General features: G+C 30.4%; 19 protein-coding genes. 4 read left to right on the plus strand and 15 right to left on the minus strand.

Going from position 1 to position 22,213, the window contains the following annotated elements:
* Positions 1-7: 7 nt before the first annotated feature.
* The 4 genes from ACKTTR_RS13015 to ACKTTR_RS13030 are packed head-to-tail and all read left to right on the plus strand — an operon-like array spanning position 8 to position 3,289.
* Positions 8-502, plus strand: a complete 495-nt coding sequence (locus ACKTTR_RS13015; RefSeq protein WP_408028250.1) for a toxin-antitoxin system YwqK family antitoxin — start codon at positions 8-10, stop codon at positions 500-502.
* Positions 503-553: 51 nt separating this feature from the next.
* Positions 554-1,480: a mevalonate kinase family protein gene (locus tag ACKTTR_RS13020; RefSeq protein ID WP_408028251.1), complete on the plus strand. Its 927-nt coding sequence runs from the start codon at positions 554-556 to the stop codon at positions 1,478-1,480.
* A 9-nt stretch (positions 1,481-1,489) separates the two neighbouring features.
* The gene (locus tag ACKTTR_RS13025; protein WP_408028252.1) at positions 1,490-2,407 is read left to right on the plus strand and encodes a geranylgeranylglycerol-phosphate geranylgeranyltransferase; all 918 of its coding nucleotides are present in this window, start codon (positions 1,490-1,492) and stop codon (positions 2,405-2,407) included.
* Positions 2,408-2,452: 45 nt separating this feature from the next.
* Complete coding sequence (locus ACKTTR_RS13030; RefSeq protein ID WP_408028253.1) at positions 2,453-3,289, plus strand: pseudouridine synthase; 837 nt, start codon at positions 2,453-2,455, stop codon at positions 3,287-3,289.
* A 35-nt stretch (positions 3,290-3,324) separates the two neighbouring features.
* On the opposite strand, the gene ACKTTR_RS13035 is transcribed toward ACKTTR_RS13030, so the two are convergent.
* The 15 genes from ACKTTR_RS13035 to tssR form a co-directional block, all read right to left on the minus strand.
* Positions 3,325-3,690: a heavy-metal-associated domain-containing protein gene (locus tag ACKTTR_RS13035; RefSeq protein ID WP_408028254.1), complete on the minus strand. Its 366-nt coding sequence runs from the start codon at positions 3,688-3,690 to the stop codon at positions 3,325-3,327.
* A 30-nt stretch (positions 3,691-3,720) separates the two neighbouring features.
* Complete coding sequence (locus ACKTTR_RS13040) at positions 3,721-5,958, minus strand: TonB-dependent receptor (protein WP_408028255.1); 2,238 nt, start codon at positions 5,956-5,958, stop codon at positions 3,721-3,723.
* Positions 5,959-6,017: 59 nt separating this feature from the next.
* The gene (locus ACKTTR_RS13045; RefSeq protein WP_408028256.1) at positions 6,018-6,428 is read right to left on the minus strand and encodes an HYC_CC_PP family protein; all 411 of its coding nucleotides are present in this window, start codon (positions 6,426-6,428) and stop codon (positions 6,018-6,020) included.
* Positions 6,429-6,525: 97 nt separating this feature from the next.
* Positions 6,526-7,215 carry a hypothetical protein gene (locus ACKTTR_RS13050; protein WP_408028257.1) on the minus strand — a complete coding sequence of 230 codons (690 nt, stop codon included), beginning with the start codon at positions 7,213-7,215 and terminating at the stop codon, positions 6,526-6,528.
* Positions 7,216-7,243: 28 nt separating this feature from the next.
* Positions 7,244-7,999 carry a hypothetical protein gene (locus tag ACKTTR_RS13055; protein WP_408028258.1) on the minus strand — a complete coding sequence of 252 codons (756 nt, stop codon included), beginning with the start codon at positions 7,997-7,999 and terminating at the stop codon, positions 7,244-7,246.
* Entirely contained in the window at positions 7,993-11,304 is a 3,312-nt protein-coding gene (locus ACKTTR_RS13060) for a toxin VasX (RefSeq protein ID WP_408028259.1), read from the minus strand. Before ACKTTR_RS13060 ends, ACKTTR_RS13055 begins: the two co-directional genes overlap by 7 nt.
* Positions 11,305-11,314: 10 nt before the next feature.
* On the minus strand, positions 11,315-12,031 hold the full coding sequence (locus tag ACKTTR_RS13065; protein WP_408028260.1) for a PAAR domain-containing protein: 717 nt from the start codon (positions 12,029-12,031) through the stop codon (positions 11,315-11,317).
* A 21-nt stretch (positions 12,032-12,052) separates the two neighbouring features.
* A complete protein-coding gene (locus tag ACKTTR_RS13070; protein WP_408028261.1) occupies positions 12,053-13,897 on the minus strand; it encodes a type VI secretion system Vgr family protein in 1,845 nt (614 codons plus the stop codon).
* A gap of 131 nt (positions 13,898-14,028) precedes the next feature.
* Complete coding sequence (tssD, locus tag ACKTTR_RS13075; protein ID WP_408028262.1) at positions 14,029-14,427, minus strand: type VI secretion system tube protein TssD; 399 nt, start codon at positions 14,425-14,427, stop codon at positions 14,029-14,031.
* A 307-nt stretch (positions 14,428-14,734) separates the two neighbouring features.
* Complete coding sequence (locus tag ACKTTR_RS13080; RefSeq protein ID WP_408028263.1) at positions 14,735-15,229, minus strand: hypothetical protein; 495 nt, start codon at positions 15,227-15,229, stop codon at positions 14,735-14,737.
* Positions 15,230-15,604: 375 nt separating this feature from the next.
* The gene (locus tag ACKTTR_RS13085) at positions 15,605-16,213 is read right to left on the minus strand and encodes a hypothetical protein (RefSeq protein ID WP_408028264.1); all 609 of its coding nucleotides are present in this window, start codon (positions 16,211-16,213) and stop codon (positions 15,605-15,607) included.
* 247 nt (positions 16,214-16,460) lie between these two features.
* Positions 16,461-17,372, minus strand: coding sequence for a tetratricopeptide repeat protein (locus ACKTTR_RS13090; protein ID WP_408028265.1), 912 nt, complete (start codon positions 17,370-17,372; stop codon positions 16,461-16,463).
* 5 nt (positions 17,373-17,377) lie between these two features.
* Entirely contained in the window at positions 17,378-19,057 is a 1,680-nt protein-coding gene (locus tag ACKTTR_RS13095) for a LysM peptidoglycan-binding domain-containing protein (RefSeq protein WP_408028266.1), read from the minus strand.
* A 14-nt stretch (positions 19,058-19,071) separates the two neighbouring features.
* Positions 19,072-19,851, minus strand: coding sequence for a type VI secretion system tube protein TssD (tssD, locus tag ACKTTR_RS13100; RefSeq protein WP_408028267.1), 780 nt, complete (start codon positions 19,849-19,851; stop codon positions 19,072-19,074).
* 36 nt (positions 19,852-19,887) lie between these two features.
* Positions 19,888-22,212 (minus strand): type VI secretion system protein TssR domain-containing protein, encoded by a 2,325-nt coding sequence (gene tssR / locus ACKTTR_RS13105; protein WP_408028268.1) that lies wholly within the window; start codon positions 22,210-22,212, stop codon positions 19,888-19,890.
* Between the last annotated feature and the right edge of the window lies 1 nt (position 22,213).

Genomic DNA, 22,213 nt, shown 5'->3' on the forward strand with positions numbered 1-22,213 from the left:
AACTATTATGAGAACTTCAACATTAATAATTGCCCTTTTTATTGGTTTCATAACCAATTCAGTTACTGCACAAGATACTATTTGGTTCGATAAAAATTGGCACGAAACAACAAAAGGAGAGCATGAGTTTTATAGACCTGCTCCCAAAAGAATGAATAACGGTTTTTGGATTGTAGATTACTACAAAAACGGACAAATTCAAATGGAAGGTTTTAGTACAGTTAATATTCCTAACGAAGAAATATTTGATGGTTTAGTTCTGTACTATCATGCAAATGGAAAACCTTTTCACAGAGCTAATTACAAAAAAGGAAAACTTCACGGAATTCGAAAAGTATATTATGAATCTGGTGAGTTAAAAGAGGAAGGAAAGTATGAAGACGGTGAAAGAGAAGGTATATGGAAAACTTTTTATAAGAATGGTAAAATAGAAACAAAAGGTAAATACCGCGATAACGAAAAAGTTGGCGTTTGGAAAACTTTTTACAAAAACGTGTACTAGTTTGTAAACTAGTGGTTTTACTCGTATGTTTGCATTGTAATTAAAACACCTATGAAAGGACCCTTATTTTACGCAAAAATATTACTCTTTGGAGAATACGGAATTATTAAAGATTCTAAAGGATTGGCAATACCCTTTAGTTCTTATAAAGGAGCGTTAAAATCTGCAAAAAACTTAACTGGAGAAGCTGAGAAATCAAATCAAAGCTTAGCTAAGTTTTATACTTATTTGGCTAACTTAAATTCTGAGTTAGTTTCTTTTGATTTAGATTCTTTGAAAAGTGACATAGATAGCGGAATGTATTTCGATTCTTCAATACCTCAAGGGTATGGAGTAGGAAGTTCTGGTGCTTTAGTAGCTTCTATTTACGATAAGTACGCTAATGATAAAATTACAATTTTAGAAAATCTAACAAGAGATAAGCTTTTAACCTTAAAACAAATTTTTTCATTGATGGAATCTTTTTTCCATGGGAAAAGTTCTGGGTTAGATCCTTTAAACTCTTATCTAAGTTTACCTATCTTAATCAATTCAAAAGAACATATTGAACCAGCAGGAATCCCTTCTCAAAAAGAAGGAAAAGGAGCTGTTTTCTTATTAGATTCTGAGCAAATTGGAGAAACTGAACCTATGGTTAACATCTTTATGAATAAGATGAAGAACGAAGGTTTTAGAAAAATGATTAGTGAAGAGTTTGCAACACATACAGATGCTTGCATTGAAGACTTTTTACAAGGTAATGTTAAATCGTTGTTTGGTAACGTGAAAAAACTATCAAAAGTAGTTTTAGCTAACTTTAAACCTATGATTCCTACTGCTTTTCATAAAGTATGGGAAAAAGGTATACAAACCAACGATTACTATTTAAAGCTTTGTGGTTCTGGTGGTGGAGGTTACATCTTAGGATTTACTGAAGATTACGAAAAAGCAAAAAACAGTTTAAAAGATTATAAATTAGAATTAGTGTATCGCTTTTAAAATGCTACTATGAGTACATTTAAAAACAATACATTTTTCTTAAAAATATTTAGCCTTTTATCTGTCATAAGAGGTTATAACATTCTAGTACTAATAGCAGCCCAATATTTGGCTGCTATTTTTATTTTCTCTGATACAAAATCAGTTAAACCTGTAGTTTTTGATTGGCATTTACTCTATTTAGTTATTTCTACCGTTTGTGTAGTTGCTTCCGGGTACATCATCAATAATTTTTACGATAAAAAAGCCGATATTATTAATAGGCCTATAAAAACAGGTTTAGATTCTTACGTAAAACAGGAAACAAAACTAACTTTATATTTTACACTAAACTTTATTGGTTTTTTCTTTGGATGGTTAGTTTCATGGCGTGCAGCATTGTTTTTCTCTGTATATATTTTTGGTATTTGGTTTTACTCTCATAAACTAAAAAAATATCCGTTAATAGGATTAATAACAGCTACAGTATTAACCATACTTCCTTTTTTTGTAATTTTTGTACACTATAAAAACTTTTCAAAAGTAATTTTTATACACGCAATCTTTCTTTTTTTAGTCATTATGATTCGAGAACTTATGAAGGATTTAGAAAATATTAAAGGGGCTATTGCAAATAATTACAATACTTTTCCTGTTAAATATGGAGAACGCAATACTAAAAAGCTAATTATTTTATTAATGGTATTAACCTTAGTACCCATTGGGGTTTTATTTAACTACCCTGCTATTGAGTACATGAAATACTATTTTTATTTAGCTGCCGTTACCTTAATTTTTATTGGTTTTTACACTTGGAAATCAACAAAAAACAATCAATATCGATTGGCTCATAATATTTTAAAAATCTTATTATTAATAGGTGTTTTTAGCTTGTTGTTTATCGACAAATCTTTAATTGTAGATAAAGTGGTAGAGGTTTTAGATTAAAAACCAAATAATTACCGTAAATTTGCAGACTTTTAAAATTTAATTATGAATTCAAAAAACTCGTCGAGAGGACGACAAGCTGGACGCAACAGCAATCCTCAAGAAAAAAATCAATTCAAAAAAGATTTCAGAAAACCAAAAAGCAATAAACCTGCTCAGAAAAAAACTGAGGATACAGGAATTCGCTTAAACAAATTCATCTCTAATTCTGGTATTTGTTCTCGTAGAGAAGCTGATACTTACATTGAGCACGGAAGTGTTTCTGTAAACGGAAAATTAGTTACAGAAATGGGTTACAAAGTACAACCTACTGATGAAGTTCGTTTTGATGGAACTTTAATCTCAATGGAGCAGAAGCGTTACGTTTTATTAAACAAACCTAAAAATTACATTACTACTATGGAAGATGACCGTGGTCGTAAAACTGTAATGGAATTAGTGGGAAATGCCACTAGAGAACGTATTTACCCTGTTGGGAGGTTAGATAGAAACACTACTGGTTTATTATTATTTACTAACGACGGTGAATTAGCAAAAAAACTAACACATCCTAAACATAACGTTCGTAAACTATACCATGCTTCTTTAGATAAGAAATTAACTGTGGCTGATTTAGAAAAATTACGTGGTGATGTTATTATAGAGGGAAGGAAAGTGTTTATTGATGCTGTTTCTTATGTAGAGGGAGAAAAGAAAACTGAAGTAGGTATCGAAATTCACTCTGGTAGAAACCGTATTGTTCGTAAAATATTTGAACATTATGGATACCATGTAAAAAAATTAGATCGTGTTATTTTTGCAGGATTGACCAAAAAGAATTTACCTCGTGGTAGATGGCGTGAATTGACACAACAAGAAATTAACACATTACATATGTTATAACATAAAAATCCCGAGTATAAACTCGGGATTTTTTATTATTTCTTTGCCTTTTTATGATCTTCCTGCACCTCTTCATCACGATATTTACAACATTCATGTAAATTATCATAGGCTTCTTTAGGTGCTTTAAAATCTTTCGTATCGTGTCCTATACTTGCAATCGTTTTTTTAACTGTTTCTGTATTGGTCTTACGTTCATCAATAATTAAACTTAGTTGATGAGTATTTACATCCCACTTTGCAAACTTTACTCCTTTTGTTTTTAACGCAGCTTTTTCAATACGTTTTTTACACATCATACAAACACCATCTACCTCAAAAGATACTTTTGCATTCTTGTCCTGAGCAAATGCTGATGTACTTAATAGTAAAACTGCTGCTAATAAAAATATATTTTTCATGTCTTCTCTATTTATTGTTTGTTGAATTAGTTAATCTATTTTAAATCGTAATCCTGCATAGAAGTTACTTCCAAAAACTGGTGCATATATAATAGTAGTATCAAAATTTGCTCCAAATGGATTATCACTTCCTAATATAGGATTTTTTTGTTTGTAATTTGTAATGTTTTCAGCTCCAGCATACACTTCAAACTTTTTTGAAAACACTTTTGTTATTTGAGTGTTTAATAAGTTATAGCTATCCGAATAAATTGGTAACTGATTGTTTGTATTTGGTAATCGTTGCTCCCCTATCCAATTATAGGTTACATCAAACTTCCAACTAGCATCGTTATCTTCTGTTTTAGTTTCATAAGATACATTCGCAAAAAAACGATGTTTAGCCTGTAATGCTTTCGCTAAGTTTCCTGATCTATAATCAGTAGAAACATCATAAAACTTATACGAGAATCGAGTATTGAAATACGGAATAATATTTTGATTAACTTCTACCTGAAAACTATTAGCAATACTTTTTCCTTCTAAATTATAAAAAGATATCTCTTGCGGATTTTCCCAATCAACTACTACTTGATTTGAAAAATTTGTTTGATAAAAATCAAATGTTACATCTCCTTTTCTACCAAATAGTTTATATCCTTGTAAAAACGAAATTCCATAATTCCAAGCCACTTCTGGATCTAATCCATAAATGTTTCCTCCTGAATTTTCAATAGTAACTGTTCTTGACGAAGCAAAAAACTGTTGATTCTCCGCAAAAATATTAGCACTTCGTTTTCCTCTTCCTACAGAACCCCTAAATACTCCTCTTCCCCAAGGAACATAACGCATATGTAACCTAGGTGTTACAAAAGTCCCTAACAAATTATGATGATCTAATCGAAGTCCAGCAGTAACACTAAAATTATCAGCATTATCATAAGCATATTCGAAAAATGCTCCTATTGAGTTTTCATTTCTATCAAAATTCGAATTCATTACAGTGCTTATAAATTCATCGTATTTATCATACGTAAAACTGGCACCTGCTTTAAATTTATTACGAGTATCTCCAATAATTGAGCTAAACATAAAATTACTGTAAAAACTTTGATGCTTAATATTATACTCTCTTAATCCAAAATATGAATCTTGTTTATGATTGCTATAGGCTGCTTGAAAACCCATACTTTGAAAAGGCAAATCAGGGAAAACGTACCCTACTTTTACAGAAGTATCAAAACGTTTGGTTTCTATTTCACTTCCCCAAACTGTATTTGAACCTCTATCTTCCTCTGGTTTAAAATCAACTTCGCCTACCTGCTTTGAATCATCTAAATACCTAAAATTAATAAAACTTACCCATCCTTTTTCGGCATCAGTATATTGCCAACGATTCATCACATTTATTTGTTCTGCTAACGGATTATCTAAAAAGTTATCATTGTTCTTATCAAACTTTTCTCCTCTATAATTTCCATGTACATACAAACCAGTTTGCCATTTTTTACTCACTTTTTGATTAAAATGAGTATTCAATTCAAACCTACCTCCCATAGCTCCATAAGCATTAAGGTAAAATTTATGATTGGTTGATGGTTTTACTAGCTCAGTATTTATTTGTCCTGAAATGCTTTCAAAACCATTTATAACACTTCCTGCTCCCTTTGTTATTTGAATACTTTCAACCCAAGTTCCAGGTGTAAATGTTAACCCAAATGCTTGTGCTGCTCCTCTTATTGATGGTATATTTTCTTGTGTAATTAACAAATACGGACTTGTTAAACCTAACATTTGTATTTGTTTTGTTCCTGTTAATGCATCAGAAAAATTAACATCAATAGACGGATTGGTTTCAAAGCTTTCAGACAAATTACAACAGGCTGCTTTTAACAATTCTTCACTATTAATAGTTACCAAGTTTTGTGTTTGTAAATAAGATCGTTGAGTAGCATCCTTTTTTGCTGTAATAGCAACTTCTTCTAACGTATTGCTCTCAGTTAAATAATGATTGATTGGTTTTGTACTCTTAACAATTATTGTATCTGTTTTATAACCAACAAAACTTATTATTAATTTTCTATACTCTTTTTTATACGGAATACTAAACATTCCTTTTTTGTTGGTAGTAGTACCAACTTCCGTATTTAACCAATGGATATTAGCTCCGTAAACTCCTAAATTATCTTTAGGTCCATTTTTATCTTTTATCACTCCTTTTAACTCTTTTTGAGCAAAAAGTGATGAAGAAATCAGCAAAGAAATACTGACAATAAAAAATCTTTTCATTCTTAATTTATCATACTTAATTATATAATTCTAAACTTTTTGTAAAAGAATTATTAGTATCATATGATAAAAACCTCGTGAAGTACTTGTATATCAAAAAACAGTTTGGGTGGTATATAAAACTTGTGTGGAACAAGCCGTCTTTCTATGCCTGAAAATAATTGCTTGTAATAAGTATATGAAGTAACTGCTGTTATAACCTTTGTAAAAATTACTTTTTCAACAGGTGATTTTTGAATTTGAGTTTGTCCTTTTAAAAACTCCACATCGTCTTTACAACATGAAGGCTCTATTGTTTTGCTCTCGCAGCTATCCTCTTCTACATCATCACAACTAGCTACATTCCCTACATAAGAAATTGCAACTAAAGAATCTCCACAAAAATGTTTTTCTACATTAAAAGAAAATGTAGAAAGTAACACAACAAGTGCTAAAAGTGTAGCTATTATTTTAGAAACGAATTTCTTCATGTTTTGCAAATGTACAAAATTTTAAAACTCTGTATTTCAACAACCTTAAGCTTTTAAAGTTTTTTGTAAACAAATAGCTTCACTTAATTCGATCTTTTTACCAACCACCAATACGCTTACGCTCTGCTTGCTGTTCTTTTGTCGCCTCTGGTGTTGATATTTTACTTGGATATAAAGGTTTTGGAAACCCTTCAGCTTTTCTTCGTTCAAAGTCTTGTTGACGATAAGGATCAAAAGCATCTCCTGGAGGTAATGGGCGGTTTTTATCCATATACCAAACAGTAAATGCCCAATAGTTATTTATATTGTATTCTGTTAGTAAACCTCCAACTTTACCTTTTTTTTTACTTGATTCGAAACCTAATAAGGCACTAATTACTCCTGGACTAGAATTTATATACTTTACTTTAGCATATCCTGTACTAAAAGGAATGGTTACAGCACTTCTAAAATTTCTAGGAAGAACTACAACTCCATTCATCCTATCAAAAACTAAGTACTTAATAGGGGCTACAAAGCCATAGATAATCGTTAAAATTCCTGGAAGCCCAAAAATCGTCAGTAGTATAATTTTTGGCCAAAAATCGTCTCTTTTAAAAAAGAAAGAAATTATCGTTGGTACAACTATTAATACTATACCAACCCCCCAAGACATCCAACCTCTTGCTGTTCTCTTTTCTTTATAGAACAAATCAGTCGCTTCCTCTATAAAATATTTATTACTTTCTATACTTTTTTGCGTTGTATCTTGTGGTTTCTCTGTAATTATCTTTGATAAGTACTGCATTAAAACTATTATTTATTAAAGTATAGCACTACCATCCACCTATACGTTTACGTTCAGCTTGTTGTTCTTTTGTAGCCTCTGGTGTTGGTATTTTACTTGGATATAAAGGTTTTGGAAAACCTTCTGCTTTTCTACGTTCAAAATCCTGTTGACGGTACGGATCAAAAACTTCTCCTGGTGGCAATGGTCTATTCTTATCCATATACCAAGTAATAAAAGACATACTCTCATAATACTCTGCTCCTCCATACCCAAAAGAGTCAAAAGTTTGCCATTTATTTGGGCGAATAACTTCTAACCTAAAAGCTCCCACCATATTTTCTTCCCCTGTACTATAAGCAAACTCTACTTTTTTAAATGGCATTGTTATATTTTTTTGCCAAAAAAAGCCAGTCATAGTAATCAATCCATCTTTACGATTTAAAATATGTTCTTTTTTGGGTTTCGTTAGACCATATATCAAGAAAAAAATAGTTAATAATACTGTTACTATCAAAAAAAACCATTCAATTTCATCTCTTTTTTCTTCTAATGGAAACAGAAAAATTAATAGAAAAGCAAAAGATATTCCACCTCCTAATAAAGGCACTACTGTACCCTTCGTATGGTAATAAATAAAATTGTTATCCTTATAATCATATTTTAATAATCTATGCGAATTACTATTTACAGAATTTCTAGGCTTTACGTATATTTTCTTTTCTACCCTATGATAATACTTTTTTAGTTTTTCCGATTTTTTATAGTCTTGATGGGTTATTTTTCGGGTAAAGTCTTTTACCATGGTTTGTCTGTTTTTAATTCTTGTAACGGTGCAATCGTAACTTCTTCATTTTGGTTTAAGTCTGTAATATACAACCCTGCACTTAATGCTCTTAGCCTTATTTTAGCTCCTAAGTAACGTTCTTTTTTTTGTAACGAATATGGAAAATATAATTTTTCACTCTCGTCTACTTTTAATCGTAGAGCAAATATTGCTTCAGACTGCGAGGTTATTTTATCCTCATGTGATTTTGGCACCCAAAATTTCACCTCTAAAGCCTCTCTGTTTTCTCCATCGTAAACTTTATTCACCGTACCGACATTCATGTTTACGGGATTTCCATTTTTTACTCCTTTTGGGTAAAAGAATATATGAGTTTCTACTTGATCAGGATGGTTGAAAAATCGACTAAACACCATTTTAGCACTAAAATACGACGCTGTTTCTATTGATGATGGCATTGTTCCTCCAAACGAAGGAATCATTTTAGACTTTGAATTTATCGGTTTAAATCCTATTTCTTTACATATAATACAATCAAACAATTTGGTTTGAGCATCAATAGGATTCATAAGTGTGTCGTGATAATCATCGTCTGTTAATAGTTTTCTGTTTTCTAAAATTCTACGGGCGTAGTCCATAGGTAATTCTTTTGAGCGCTTAGGAAAGCCTTCTCCATATGAATCACTTAATAAAAAATTTTTAAAAAAGGTTTCTAATTCACTATCAGTAAGCAATGATGCTACAAGCAATAACCCTACCCCTATTGCTGCTGCTATCCACCCTACAGGTCCTGTAGAAGCAAAGACAACTCCTACAGATGCCATTGAAGATACTCCAAAAGCAACCCCAGCACCCATCATAGCAAAACCAGCATCCATATCTCCTTTATCCATTGCCTTAAAACTATCATAAAGACACCATCCTACTGTAATTATCCCTCCTACTACACCTAACGGCTTACCCCACTTTACAGCTATACGTTCTGCCAGACCCTTTTTTATTTCATTTTCAGAAGCATTTAAAAAAGCTACTCTTAAGTTAACACTAGCTTCTGTTAACTTTACAGCAGTACCCAAAGCAGATACTTTATCTTTTTTAGAACTCCCTTCGCTTGTTACTTTAACTACTGCCATGCTAAAATTATATAATTCCAACAAAGCAAATACTCCATTAAAAGCTCTACCATTAACCATCTGACTAATTTTATAGTTTTTAACAGCTCGAGTATCATCACTTACATTTTCTACTACTTTTACTTTTATTTCATAAGTTTTTTTTCTTCCACTTTTAATAGTACGATAGGTAAAGCCATCTTTACTATGACTTTCTTTTAAAATACGTAATACATCGGCACGTTTACCGGTATATTTTCCTTTTTTAACATATTCTGGATCTAACTCTACTCCTAACTCTTGTAATCGTAAATGAATATCACCATCACGAATTTCAAACATTTTTTCATCAAAAACCTCAAGGTTTTTGTTTAACTTATCTACAATAAACTTTTGTCGCTCTTCTACAGATCGGTAAAGTTTTCCATCTATTTTTTTAAACGCTGCTACTTGGCTAGCACGATACTTTAGGTTTTTTTCGTAAATTCCAGCTAAGTTTTGCGCAAAACTTTCACCTTTACTAATTACTTCTTTAATATTTAAAGGCGCTCCTAATAAAGCCAATAAAGGGTCTAAACCTTCAAATCCTTTTGCTTTACTTTTAGTTTCTTTATTTTTTGCTCGTTCAGAGTATTTTCCGTCTATAACATCATACAACCAATTCACCCATTTATCATTCTCTACATAATCCTTTTCAAGTAATAAGTGTTTATCAAACTTATAAGGGTGATAACTTAAAGGATCTATTATATTTAACATAAAATCTCTCCCCTTAACAATACGCTCTGGATGATTTCCTAAGAAATCATCTAAATAAACCTTTATGTATTTGGAGCTTGATAGAACACCTAAGTCTTCTCTATATTCTAACAAGGTTTTTCTTGCTTGTTTACGTTCCTCAACTCCTAAAATTCCTACTAATTTTTCATAATCTAAACCATAACCTATATGTCCACTATTTTTTCTATAGACTGTTCCTTTTTCAGCCATACTGTAATACTCAGAATACATGGGCCTTGGATCTAATGAATGCCTATCGTCAAAATTAAACCAACCAGGTGAACCTCCATCAAATTTTAAGATAGCTTTATCATCGTTATACACCATTTGATAACAAGTAAGTGCTAGTGTAAATAAATGTCCATACTCTTTATCTTTGGGTGCAGGTGCTTGTATTTCTTTTCTTTCTAATCTATCTAACGCCTCTTGTACCGATTCACCCGATTGTATTGCTTGAGTTAATGCTTGAAGTTTTAATGCTTTTCCACTTACAACCTCACTTATATCTGCTGCACAACCTGCCGGGTCGTGTAGTGTGATAAACATATCTTCAAAAACCTCATTATCCCCTTTTTCATCTTGTCTCTTTTCATCTGCTAATATTGAATCTAGCATGTTTTTAAGTGCACCGGCTCTAGGGTGATTACTAGGAAATGTTGCTCTTACGTTTGTAAAAGGTATAGCGTTTTCATGCTTTTCTTCTTCTCCTTTTTTTATACCACTACAATCTATCAACTTCATACGTTCTTTACGCTTATTAGCATCCGTATTCAGTTCATTATGATAATTTCTACTCCATTGTACAGGAGAGTATGCTACCCAATATTTTTTCCCTGGTTCTATTATTAATTTATACTCACTCTTATCTCCAGATGGTTTTCGAATATCTTTATAGTTTCCTTTTTCATCTTTGTTGTATGCCCATAAAACGTGTTGCAATTGCCCGCTTTCATCAACGTAAAGTTCATGATAATCGTCTTGATCTTCATCATTAATTAAATAAATATATCCTTTATTTAGAGCAGTTCGGGCTACATAAAAGTTATTGATTTGAGGCAATTCTTTTAGTGATAACACCTCTACTTCTTCTAACTCAAGGGTACTGTTTTCTTCTACATTTGTGTTCTGGGTATTAGAATTACAAGTAGCTACATTTTTACATACTGCTTTATCTTCTTGTACTAAAACACCTTTGGTTATTCTTGGATCATTATATTTAGGCCCATCTACATCTTCTTCTGTTTGGCTTTCCGAATTCTTATCAAATAAACCATAGCGTAAAAAATGTAAGCGAATACCTGGTTTTAAAGCTTCTTTTTCTGGGCTTATTACAGGCTCTGTAACACCACCTCCCGTACACTCAAAAAAATACTTAGCAACTACTTCATTATACTCTGTTAGTTGGTTTTTTTCTAAAATATCATTAGCCATTTTTGTTCTTTTAATTTTTAGATGATTCTTCTTTTTCCTTTGTAGGGTCTTCCACCTCCCAAGTAACTTCTACTTTTTTATCTTGTACCATACCTGTTAGCTCAACCACTTCTTCTTCATTTGTGGTTGTACTACCATTTTCATCTGTAGTTTCAACAGGTTTTTTTACTTTAAACGTAATACTTTCTCCTTCTGGTATATTATACACATAAGCTCTTAATGTTACTTCTTTTAACACTTTTGATTTACGTATAACTTTCTTTTCTTTTACCCATTGTAGGTTATAAATTCGCGGTTCTCCTTGCTCTTCTTCTTTTAACTTTTCTTGATTTTCTTCCGCTTCTTTTATTTTGTTATTATGAGCTAATCGATCTACAATACTAATTTTAGGAAATGGTATTTTATTTACTGGCATATTAACCGATGGAACTGGAGTAGCACTACCTACTATAATATTAGCTTCTCCTGCTGTTATTGTTCCTCCATGAGCTGTTAGGTCTCCCAAACATGCTACGGGTTTTCCGTTAATTAAAATATTAGGAAATCCTTGTGCTATGGTATCTGGTGGGCCTACACAGGTACACATACTACCTATAGTGGCCACGGGTTTTCCATTAGCTAATACATTTGCTTCTCCTTGTGCTATTGGCCCTCCAACATGAGGAGTTGTTCCACTACACATAGGACATACATGCATACTACCTACTGTTGCTACTGGTCCTGGCATATATTTTAGTTTTTAAAAAGATTACATTATATCAAACTTACCGCTTGCTCCTTGTACAACAGTCATTTGCCCTTGTACTTTTGTTTGCTGTCCTTTTAACTCGGCTGCCGCTTGACCTTCAATAGTTGTATTTTGCCCTTTAACAGTAGCTTTACTACTTGCTTCAATGGCTACATTTGCACTACTTGTAATACTAGCGTCTTTATCTGCCTGAGCTTTAATTGCTCCTTTAGATAAAATTGAAGTGTCTTTTTCTGATGCTGTTTTAATTTCTCCTTTTGCTTGTAGTTCGATATTTTCTTCAGCAATTATTTTCACATTTTTTGCAGAAAACTCCATAGTTTCAGCAGACTGAACAAACAATGACTTTTCTTTAGTATCAAAGGTTATGATACTTCCGTCTTTATCTTTTATGGTTATTTTCTCTTTATCTTTTGTATCGTCTAACTCAATAGTGTGTCCGCCACGTGTAATAATACTCTTTCTTACATTTTCTTCATCACCTCCTGCTCCATTTTTACCTGTAAACATGCTTCCCATTACAAAGGGACGGTTAGGATCGTTGTGTTCAAAACCTACCATTACTTGGTCTCCTACTTCTGGAATAAAAACAAAACCTCTATTAGTTTTAGTAAGATCACTGCTTCCTGCATCTGGAGTCATTACGCGAATAAAATCTGTTTTTGCTCCAATAGCTTCTTGCCAATAAAACTGGACTTGTACACGTCCTTTACTCTCTGGATCTTTATTACTTACCACCGTTGCTACTTGATTATTAGCTACAGCTGGTACTATGTTTTCGTTTAATGGTAAACTTTTTGTATTTGCTGGAATAGCCTCAAAAGTATTTGAATATGCTCCTCCAACATCAGCAAAGTGGCTTATTTGAGTTATAATATATTCCCCATACTGTTTTATAGTATATTCTCCTTCGTCATATTTTGCTGCGCTTACTTTTATTATAGATCCTAAGCATAGTCCTTTTCTTACTCCACTTGCTTTAAGCACATTCCCTCCTGCACTTAATCCTTGTAAACGCTTTTGTAAATACTCATCTAATGATGATTTGTCTTGTAAAAACACATCACTTACTCCAAAGTCTTTTACTTCTTTATAAACTTGCTCTGATGCTTTAAGTGCTGTGTTTGCCAAATCGTTTAATCCTTCATTATTTGCTTTTAAATCACCTTCAAAAAACTGATCATTTAATGAATCGTAACTATAGGTTGCTAAAGTAGGATTATACGTTTTGGTTTTAATTTGTAGTTCTTTTAAATCTTTACTGTATTCTAGCTCTATTGGTTTTTGACCTTCAGATTCTGGTTTACCAAAAACGACATCTACTCCATCAAAATAAAACCATTCATTATACTGATATGCCAATCTTTGAAGGTATTTATAATCGCTCTCTGCATATTGGCATTGGTAAGGAATTACTGTGGTATATGCTGGATTAACCTTGTTTTTAATTGCAGTAGCATCTATGATTTCTGAAACAATACTTCCTAAGTCTTTTTCTAACCAAGATTTTTGTTGCTTTCCATTTTCTAACAATACTGTTTGAGATAACCCTTTAAGTATTAATTCGCCATGTAATCCTATTTCACTATGACGCATTGATACATCTAACACAACTCCTACAAAAGCTTTACCAGAAACATTGGTAGTAAGCTGTTTACCTAGCCATTCTTTTGACTTATCTAGTGTATAGCTTCCTGCTTCTTCTACAGTTTCTATATCTACTATAACCTCAAAAGTATGATGCTTATATAAAAATTGGTTAATTGTAATTGTTTTGTAGCTCTTTACAAAATCACCATCTATGGTAATTTGCTTATCTAACGCTTCTTCTTTTATCTTGTGCATGGGGGTATTTTTTTCTTTGTTATAATAACTATCAACGCTTTTTTTAAAACAAAAAAAGACCTTCTTTTATAAAAAGAGAAGGTCTTTAATAAATAAATTATATAAAACTAAAAGTTATTTAGTCCTTCTCATTAAGCTACTGGCCAACGGTTATCTAAGTTAGCATTACCAATTAGTAATTCTTCAGCAGAGAAAGTAACTGTTAATTTCATTGGAATTTCGTTGTTTACATCTAAATCTTCTTTGAAGTAAACGATGTAAGCGTTTTTAAATTCCACTTCTTTCATTTTTGAGTCTTCTTCAGTTTTCTTAAAAACAATTTTTCCATCTACAGACTTAAATTGGCTATTTACCATTGCTTCAATTACAGAAGTATCTGATGTTGATTCGATGGTAATAGTAACTCTACCTCCATTTACACTTGAAGATGGTTTACCTTTTGCATCTGTGTTTCTGTTTAAACTGTACTCAGCTTGTAATACGTCGAATTCTTTTCCTCCGAATTCGAAACTTGCTCTAAATGATCCCATAGTTTCTTTTTTTTGGGTTAAATAATTAAATTAAAATACTTTTTAGAGCTTTCTCCATAAAAAAAAGAGAAAGCTTTAAACAATATAAAACCTTCTCTTTTTTTATTTTTTGGCGCCATTCTATAAGAAGAAAGAAGATAACAAATATTGCCTTATGTGATGTAAATGTATATTATAGTTTTCTTACTTCCAAATTTTTATGTAAAAAAATTGTTACTTTTTTAAAATTATTTTTTCAAAAACAACTCACCAATATTATCTAAACAAAGAGTATTACTGGTTAAGTTGCTTTTATGGTATTTAAAAATTATTGGGGCTTTGAAAAGTGTTTTATTTTGAATCCCATATTTTCATACAAAGTAATAAGCTCATCTTTATCATTATGATCTTTAATATCTTTTACTTTCCAACTAACTTTTTCTTTTGTGGTTTCATCAACCAGATTAAATAAATGCATCATTGCAACTTCTTCGAAGCCCTTTTCTTTTCCATTTCTATCTTGCAAAAAAACCTCTTTACTTCTAATTTTATCCCACATCTTCACCCATAACCCAGATTCTTTAACTGAAGGCATGTTCATAGTGTCAATATCAAAAACTTCTATTTCATTTTCTTTGGAATTTATTGCTACTAATACTGCAACCCCTTTATTAGTTGTTTCTATTACACATTTAGCTCCATCTCCTACACGCTCATCTAATAAATACTTAACTTTTTTTAAACGGGTTCTTTCTAGCTCTATTCCTTGTTCTCTCTTTCTTAACTCTTTTAATTTTTTTCTAAATATCAGTTTAAAAATCATATATATAAATTTAATTGAAAAACTGCTATTAACTCGTTTATAGGTTGTAAGAAGAAAGAATTGTATTGTATAAATTAGCAGCTACCATACTATAATTTTATAGGAGCCTTTTTCTTCTTCAAAATATAAGGTTAATCTTTTTTAGCAGCTTCACAAAAGTAGTAAGTTTTTTATATTGACTGACAGTAATTACTAATAATATATATAAAATTAAAGAAGTTAAAGTTTAGTTGCTAATTACAATGGTTCACCTCAGCAAAAACTAATCTTGTAGTATTGTTACCTCAGATTTTTTTTTAATACCTAGAGGTTGAAAATTTATATCTAACTCAATATTATAAATCGGAACTTCTTATGTTTTAGTTATAAATAATCTTATTTTTTTATTTTCTTAAAATAACCTTGGGTATCTATTTTATACTTATTTGTATATATTACTCTTTCAATTTCTTTTTCTTCTTCTATATCGTAACAAGATTGTTCATCAATTGTTGTAATTGTATAATCTTTATCAATTTCAAAGCTCCTATCCCATCCACATTCATAATTCTTTCCTCCTACAACAATCAGTTTATCAACAGTTTTGTTATTACTGTTTATAGTTTGTAACTCAAAATACGGCAGATAATAATCTTGTTCTTTATTTGAATAAATAAATAAAAGCACTTTATACTTATTTTTATCTGGAAACCTCTTATAAAAATATCCTTTTCCTTTATAAGGATAACTATCTTCCTCTTTAGCGTATAAATCCTCTTTTAATTTAAACTCAGTTTTATCAGAAAACAAAAAATTCAACTCCGATTTCTCACTTATTTCATTTTTCTGCTTTAAGCTATCAGTAAGAGCAAATAAAAAATCATTATTATAGTCATACGAATACGTATAAGGTAACTTTTTAATAGAAACAGTATCCCAGTTAAATGCTTGTATACTTTCTACTGAAGGAGCTTGAACAAGCTTTTTTTCGTTATCCTTAGACATTTTACAACTTATTAAAAACAAAGTAGATGTAAAAAATATTATTAAATTGTAGGCTTCGTTTTTTATCATTTTTTTAGTCTCTATTACCATATATCATCATCTCAATTAGCACCATTAAACCTAATAAATCTTATAATCAAAATTTCCACTGCCCAAATAATAACATTAATAGATATATTTCAATTAATTTGAAAGCCTTAAACTTAGCTAAGAGAATTTAACTTTTATATATTCTGAAAAGATATAACTAACTTATTCTTTCTAAGACTTGACTTGGTATTTTACTTTCTTTGTTTTTAGCTTTCATTTGTTCGATATAAATTTTATATGCTTGTTTAGCTTCCTCTTTTTTACCTAAGCCCCAATATGCATCTCCTAAATTAATATATGCAACTGTCCTATTTGGAAACTCTTTTATGATTACTTCAAGAATATAAACAGCTTCTTCATATAGACCCGATTGTTCAAGAAAATAACCTATATCATTATATTTAGATAAATTTCCCTCAGACACATCAATATTGTTTATAATAAAGGCTAAAACTATTTCATTTGATATACTACTCAGAGTGTTTTTTTCATTTCTAGCTTTTTTTATTTTTTCATAGTACTCTTCTATATTTGGAGTCTTATACTCTTGAAAACCTGAAAACTTATAAATTTCGTTATATTCATCTTTTTGTGGTAAAATTCCATTATAATTTGACAAATTTAGGTGTGGAAATGAATAATAAAAAAGCCCTAGCTCATTCCTTGAAGAAGTTTGAATATATACTTTATCTATACTAAATTTTGAAAGTGAATCTTTTTCAAAAAGATGAATTATTTTTTGATAACTATTTCCTATCTCTTCTATAAAAATTACCTTAAAACTTTCTTTGCCACACTCTACATCTATAGTATTTAATTCTCTATATTCATCTAAGTCAATTTTTTTTTCTAAACTAGAATTATCTGTTTTAACACTCAAATATATTTTATCATTATCATCTTCTAATAATGATATTTCAACATTACTCCCACTAACATTACAAATTTTCTTTATTGTTTTTTTTTCTTTTGTTAATACTTTTGTTTCTGAATTACTGTCTCTCTTTTTACATGAAATAACAATAGTAAAAACAATTAAAAACAATTTAATAAACATTCTATTACTCATACCTACTAAAACTTATCTTTCATTTTATTATATCTATTTTTCATATCTGTACCTCTTCTATTAACTCCATAATCATCTAATATTTCTTTTTCATAATCTGAATGACTCTCTCCCCATTCAATAGGATTTTTAGAGATTTTTGTTTTATGTTTAGATTTGTCTTTTTCTTTTTTATTAAATTCTTCGATTTCCTTATTTTTTTTACTAAAAAAATTATCTAAGGCCTTTCCAAAATCTGTTTTTACATAGGCTGGTCTATTTATATGGTGATCCAGGATAGTAGCCTTTCCTAGGTTTGACTTTAAATAGTTATCCAAGCTATAATTATACCCTTTAGGCTTTATAGGTAAAACCTTTTTTTTCAGTCTATCAATAAAATCTTGAACTTGCTTTATTTTGAAATCTTCATCTTTAGAAGCTTTAACTATGGACTCTAATGGTTTACATTTCAACATTTTCTTAAACTCAGTACTCTTGAAGCCTTCTCTAATTTTAAGTTTTAATTTTTTTCCTGTAATCTTAGTTGAGTTTGAATCAGATGGATCTTTATAATACATTATTCCTCCTTCAACTGTCCATCCACAATTTTCAAATAATTCCTTATACTTATTTGGGTTATTTTTCTTAAATTCCTCTACTTGAATAGTAAATTCTCCTTTACCCTTGGAGTTAACAGTCTTTTGCATTGCCCCTACAGTTAAAATCTCACTATCATATGACTGAACAGAGTCTAACTTACCTTCATTTTCCGACATTCCAACTAAAATTTCTTTTTCCTCTTTAGTTACTTTTCTTTCTTTAATTAATTTATCCCAATATTTATAATCTGCTAATTTTTCGCTACCCCAATAAACCGGACCATATGCTGTGCCATACCTAGTACATTCAAATTTTTTATTAAAATCTTCTTCTCCACAATCACATCCTTTCTTCAATTCAAACCACTTACCGTCTATATCTAGCCAATAGTTAGGCGTATTTCGCTTGTCTGGTTCTCCTTCTTTATCTGGATTTTTGCCATTGTATACTACTTTTACATTGTTAGGACTGTGAGCATCTATCAATAAATACATAAATGTCTTTTTCCCTTTTAGTTTATCCAGTGCTTCTCTTTCCTTCTTCGTATCTTTTCCTCCTAACGTAATTTTAAAAATTGCCCAATCTTTAAAATCAGTTTTGTTGGTAATTTTATCATCTTTTGCATAGGCTCCTACAATTGCTTCGGGTCTTGTCAATTCTTTATCTTCTTTCTGTAAAGTCATGGGAGTATCTTTTTCTACAACTCCTTTTTCTTTACCTTGATTAACATTCAACCAAACTTTTTTATTTGCTAAGTTTGATGTTTTTACAACTACATAAACTTCATCGCCCAAATTTGCTGACTTTAAACTCTTAAAAGTCACTTTATCTCCTATTTTTTCTTTTTTAGGTTGTGAACCAATACTTAAAGTTTTTCCTACATAAATAGTATCACTGGTTAAACCGTTATCTGCTTTTATCTTTGCTACTGTAGTACTATACTTCTTTGCTATTTTACTTAGTGTATCACCTGAAACAACTTTATGCTTTACAGGTTCTTTTTCATCACTACTTTTGTATTGAGGTGTATTTATTCTCTCTGCAAAATAAGCATCTAAAACTTTATGATGTCTTATTTTTAATGTATTACTAGGTTTGATAATCATTTTCTTAGCTATTTTTATTCAATATTTATAGGCTCTGGTTGTTGTGCTACAACTTTTAGTTTAAGCTTATGTTCACTACTAGTTACCTTAAAGTCTTTTATAATATCGTTTTCTATAACCTTATCGTTGTATACAAAATCTTTTGTGTGGTTACTTAAATCAATATCTATTGTTTGTCCTATAGCATTTTCTGTTTTCAATACTAAGTATACTTCTTCTCCCGTATATGGTTCTGCTTGTTTATTACCTTCAAGGTCGGTATAATAACAGGTAAAACGTGGTGTTGTATCTTCTTTAGCTTTGTATGGTGCAGATTCTTTTATTGGTATAAAACTTTCTTGCCAGTGTTTTATATAGCGTGTGGTACTTTTTTTACTCCAGCTAGAGTTGTTAAAAAATCGGTAGTCTTGCATGGCTGGAGATATGGTTAAAGTAACCTGCATCCCTAATTGGTTACAAAACTTTTCGTGATAATTTATTAGAGTCGCATCTTTAAAACTATATTCAAAGATTTCTAATCCATCAAAATCATCTTGATAAAAAACAACTTTTCCTTCTCTTAACTGATATAAGTTAAAAGGATATGCTATTTTTTTGTTTTCGGTTCTGTCGGCAATAATCCACTCTAAAAAACTATCGTCATACATTTGCGATTCAAATGTAACCGAGATGGTTCCTCCCATTAAGGCAGAGGTAGGTTTTCCGTTCCAATCAATAAGTCGATCGTAATTTAAATTTGTATTGAAAAGTTCTCGTTCTTCTCCACATACAAATAGCTTTGCTTTAACATTCATTTTTAGGCAATTTTCGGGGTTCTTCCTAACTATTAACTAGGGCAATAGTTCTAAAGGTATAAAGTATACTTCACTTCTATAACCTTCTTCTACTTTTTGCAACTTATTTTTTAAAAATAATTCCTCTAATTTATCTATTTTTTCATATTGTTGAAAATAAAATTTTTCAAAACCATTTTTTCCTACCCTTTTTCTTGGTAGTTTATGTATTCGTAAACAGTAATACCCTTCATGATTTAAGGGGATTCCTGACTTAAAATAAAACAAGTCAGCAATTGTTGCTTTTCTACTTAAAACATATCTATAAGCTGCTTTGTTTAATATTTTTATTTGCTTTTGGTAAAGGCGTTTTATTACTCTTCGTTTTTTTCTTGTTATAGGTTTCGCCATTTGAGGAAATGTACTGCGATAATTTTCAATCAATTCTATGATTTCATCTTTATCAAAAACGTATCCTTTCTTTATAATACTATCGTTAAGTAATGATACTTTTTGGTATAATACTTCGTGTAAATTGTTTCTACTTAATTGGAAGAGTCGTAAACTATCCGTGTTTAACTCTTTATATCTTGTTTTTATCGTAGCACTTGGTTCACTTCTTAAAACTCCTAATTTTTTGTTGAAGTAATTTAAAGAGGATATTAGCTTATTATTGGTTAAAGTAGATCTTTTTAAAACGGTATCTATTGCTCTTTCTAAAGACAAAGGGGTTAAGGAACTTTCTATCCTTGGAAAAATCACTCCTCCATTGAATAAACTATTATCTGGAGCATCATATACATAAATATTATCCTCGTCTGCAGGTATTTTTTTTAGTATATTATTTTCTACTATAATCTCATTATCTACAATAAAGTTTTTAATAAATTCATTATAAAATCTCCCTGTTTTATACAGGAATTCTTTACTCCCTAATATATAGTTTTGAGATCTTACACTTTTATTATTATCTAATTGAGCAAAAATAATTTTAGGTGATTTTTTTGCTATTTTTTCAAAAAAGGCATCTTTTTGTCTCTTAATATCATTTGTATTTTCTTTGCTTGAAGCTATGATAAAAAAGTTATTTTCAAAACGCTTATTCTCATCAGAAAAATTATCTATTGCATAATCAACTGCATTAGGAATAGACATTGTTTTGGCTGTATACTCTAAAGCTAAGTTATTTTGATTACTTTCTATAAAAGATTCAATAAAACTAATCCATTCAGAAAAAGAACTTGTTTTTTCTAATACTACTGTTCCTTTTTTATCAACTAAAATTGCTGAAAAACTGTATTGAGTATCACTAGGCTCTTGAAACAAGGATATATATAAGCTTTGTAAAGAGTTTAGTATTTTTTTTAAATGTTCACTCTCTTCATTTTTAGAAATAAAGTGAAGGTTTACTACCTTCGACTCCTCTTTCATAAACTTTATTTCTTTTGTATAAAAACTGTTTCCTTTTACATTAATCAGTTTGTTTTTATCATGATTCCAAACATGTACTGGAGCTATAAGGTCTTTAGTAACATCTATTTTTAAATTTTTATATCCAGTATATAAGTATTTCGACAACACATCTTCTCCTGTAAGTTGAATTGTATCTTTATTACTTACTGCCAACAAGCTATCGGTATTTTTTACAACGTACACTTGATTTTGTCCTATGCGTGTAATTAAATTTGATGGTATCCAACCTACCGTTTGAGAAATAGAGTCTTTTAAAACAGGCTTATCCGAAACAAATACTGCTTTTCCTTTTTCATCATACTTATAAGGATATACTATTTGATTGGACACTAACTTCTTATTTGACTTTGTTCTAAAAAAAGGGTCTTTAAACACATTTACGGAATCTACTTCCATATAAGGTTTTAAATCAAAAAGCCTTGACGTTTTGTCTGTTCCTACTTTGTATTTTATTGGTTTGTTGTTACAGGTTTCTATAAAAGAATGGTTGTATTCTATCACATTATTGGCTGGTATCCAGCCTAAATATTCTACCTGTTCCGCATCTTTAAAGTTAAATTTATCTCCATAAAACATAGAAAACAATCCTTTAGGTTTCCCTATTTGATCTGGATTAGCTACGACTACTTCATACGAATTTTCTTTTTCATCAATCACATACAACGGAGTTAACATTCCTTTTTTCTTAAACTTTTCTTGAATGTAAGGTCCTTTATAAAAAGAGTTACTTTCTCTATCTGAAAAAACCATTTTTAACGAAGCATCGTGCTTAGTTTTTACTTTTTTAAGATAGTTGAACCTATCTCCTTTTACTTCTTTTACTTTTTCATATTTCCCTATGGTTTGCGATACAATAGGAAAAGAATATAGCGACAGAAAAAAAATAAAAAGTGTTATTTTTTTTTGCATT

It is taken from the genome of Tenacibaculum litoreum, assembly GCF_964513915.1.
GTDB classification, from domain to species: domain Bacteria; phylum Bacteroidota; class Bacteroidia; order Flavobacteriales; family Flavobacteriaceae; genus Polaribacter; species Polaribacter litoreum.

Excerpts from the sequence above, each read along its gene's own strand:
- ACKTTR_RS13090 (WP_408028265.1), bottom strand. The coding sequence starts at position 17,372 with ATGAGTAATAGAATGTTTATTAAATTGTTTTTAATTGTTTTTACTATT.
- ACKTTR_RS13085 (WP_408028264.1), bottom strand. The coding sequence starts at position 16,213 with ATGTCTAAGGATAACGAAAAAAAGCTTGTTCAAGCTCCTTCAGTAGAA.
- ACKTTR_RS13095 (WP_408028266.1), bottom strand. The coding sequence starts at position 19,057 with ATGATTATCAAACCTAGTAATACATTAAAAATAAGACATCATAAAGTT.
- tssD (WP_408028262.1), bottom strand. The coding sequence starts at position 14,427 with ATGGGATCATTTAGAGCAAGTTTCGAATTCGGAGGAAAAGAATTCGAC.
- ACKTTR_RS13025 (WP_408028252.1), top strand. The coding sequence starts at position 1,490 with ATGAGTACATTTAAAAACAATACATTTTTCTTAAAAATATTTAGCCTT.
- ACKTTR_RS13065 (WP_408028260.1), bottom strand. The coding sequence starts at position 12,031 with ATGCCAGGACCAGTAGCAACAGTAGGTAGTATGCATGTATGTCCTATG.
- ACKTTR_RS13040 (WP_408028255.1), bottom strand. The coding sequence starts at position 5,958 with ATGAAAAGATTTTTTATTGTCAGTATTTCTTTGCTGATTTCTTCATCA.
- ACKTTR_RS13020 (WP_408028251.1), top strand. The coding sequence starts at position 554 with ATGAAAGGACCCTTATTTTACGCAAAAATATTACTCTTTGGAGAATAC.
- ACKTTR_RS13050 (WP_408028257.1), bottom strand. The coding sequence starts at position 7,215 with ATGCAGTACTTATCAAAGATAATTACAGAGAAACCACAAGATACAACG.
- ACKTTR_RS13035 (WP_408028254.1), bottom strand. The coding sequence starts at position 3,690 with ATGAAAAATATATTTTTATTAGCAGCAGTTTTACTATTAAGTACATCA.
- tssD (WP_408028267.1), bottom strand. The coding sequence starts at position 19,851 with ATGAATGTTAAAGCAAAGCTATTTGTATGTGGAGAAGAACGAGAACTT.
- ACKTTR_RS13060 (WP_408028259.1), bottom strand. The coding sequence starts at position 11,304 with ATGGCTAATGATATTTTAGAAAAAAACCAACTAACAGAGTATAATGAA.
- tssR (WP_408028268.1), bottom strand. The coding sequence starts at position 22,212 with ATGCAAAAAAAAATAACACTTTTTATTTTTTTTCTGTCGCTATATTCT.
- ACKTTR_RS13080 (WP_408028263.1), bottom strand. The coding sequence starts at position 15,229 with ATGATTTTTAAACTGATATTTAGAAAAAAATTAAAAGAGTTAAGAAAG.
- ACKTTR_RS13070 (WP_408028261.1), bottom strand. The coding sequence starts at position 13,897 with ATGCACAAGATAAAAGAAGAAGCGTTAGATAAGCAAATTACCATAGAT.
- ACKTTR_RS13015 (WP_408028250.1), top strand. The coding sequence starts at position 8 with ATGAGAACTTCAACATTAATAATTGCCCTTTTTATTGGTTTCATAACC.
- ACKTTR_RS13030 (WP_408028253.1), top strand. The coding sequence starts at position 2,453 with ATGAATTCAAAAAACTCGTCGAGAGGACGACAAGCTGGACGCAACAGC.
- ACKTTR_RS13045 (WP_408028256.1), bottom strand. The coding sequence starts at position 6,428 with ATGAAGAAATTCGTTTCTAAAATAATAGCTACACTTTTAGCACTTGTT.
- ACKTTR_RS13055 (WP_408028258.1), bottom strand. The coding sequence starts at position 7,999 with ATGGTAAAAGACTTTACCCGAAAAATAACCCATCAAGACTATAAAAAA.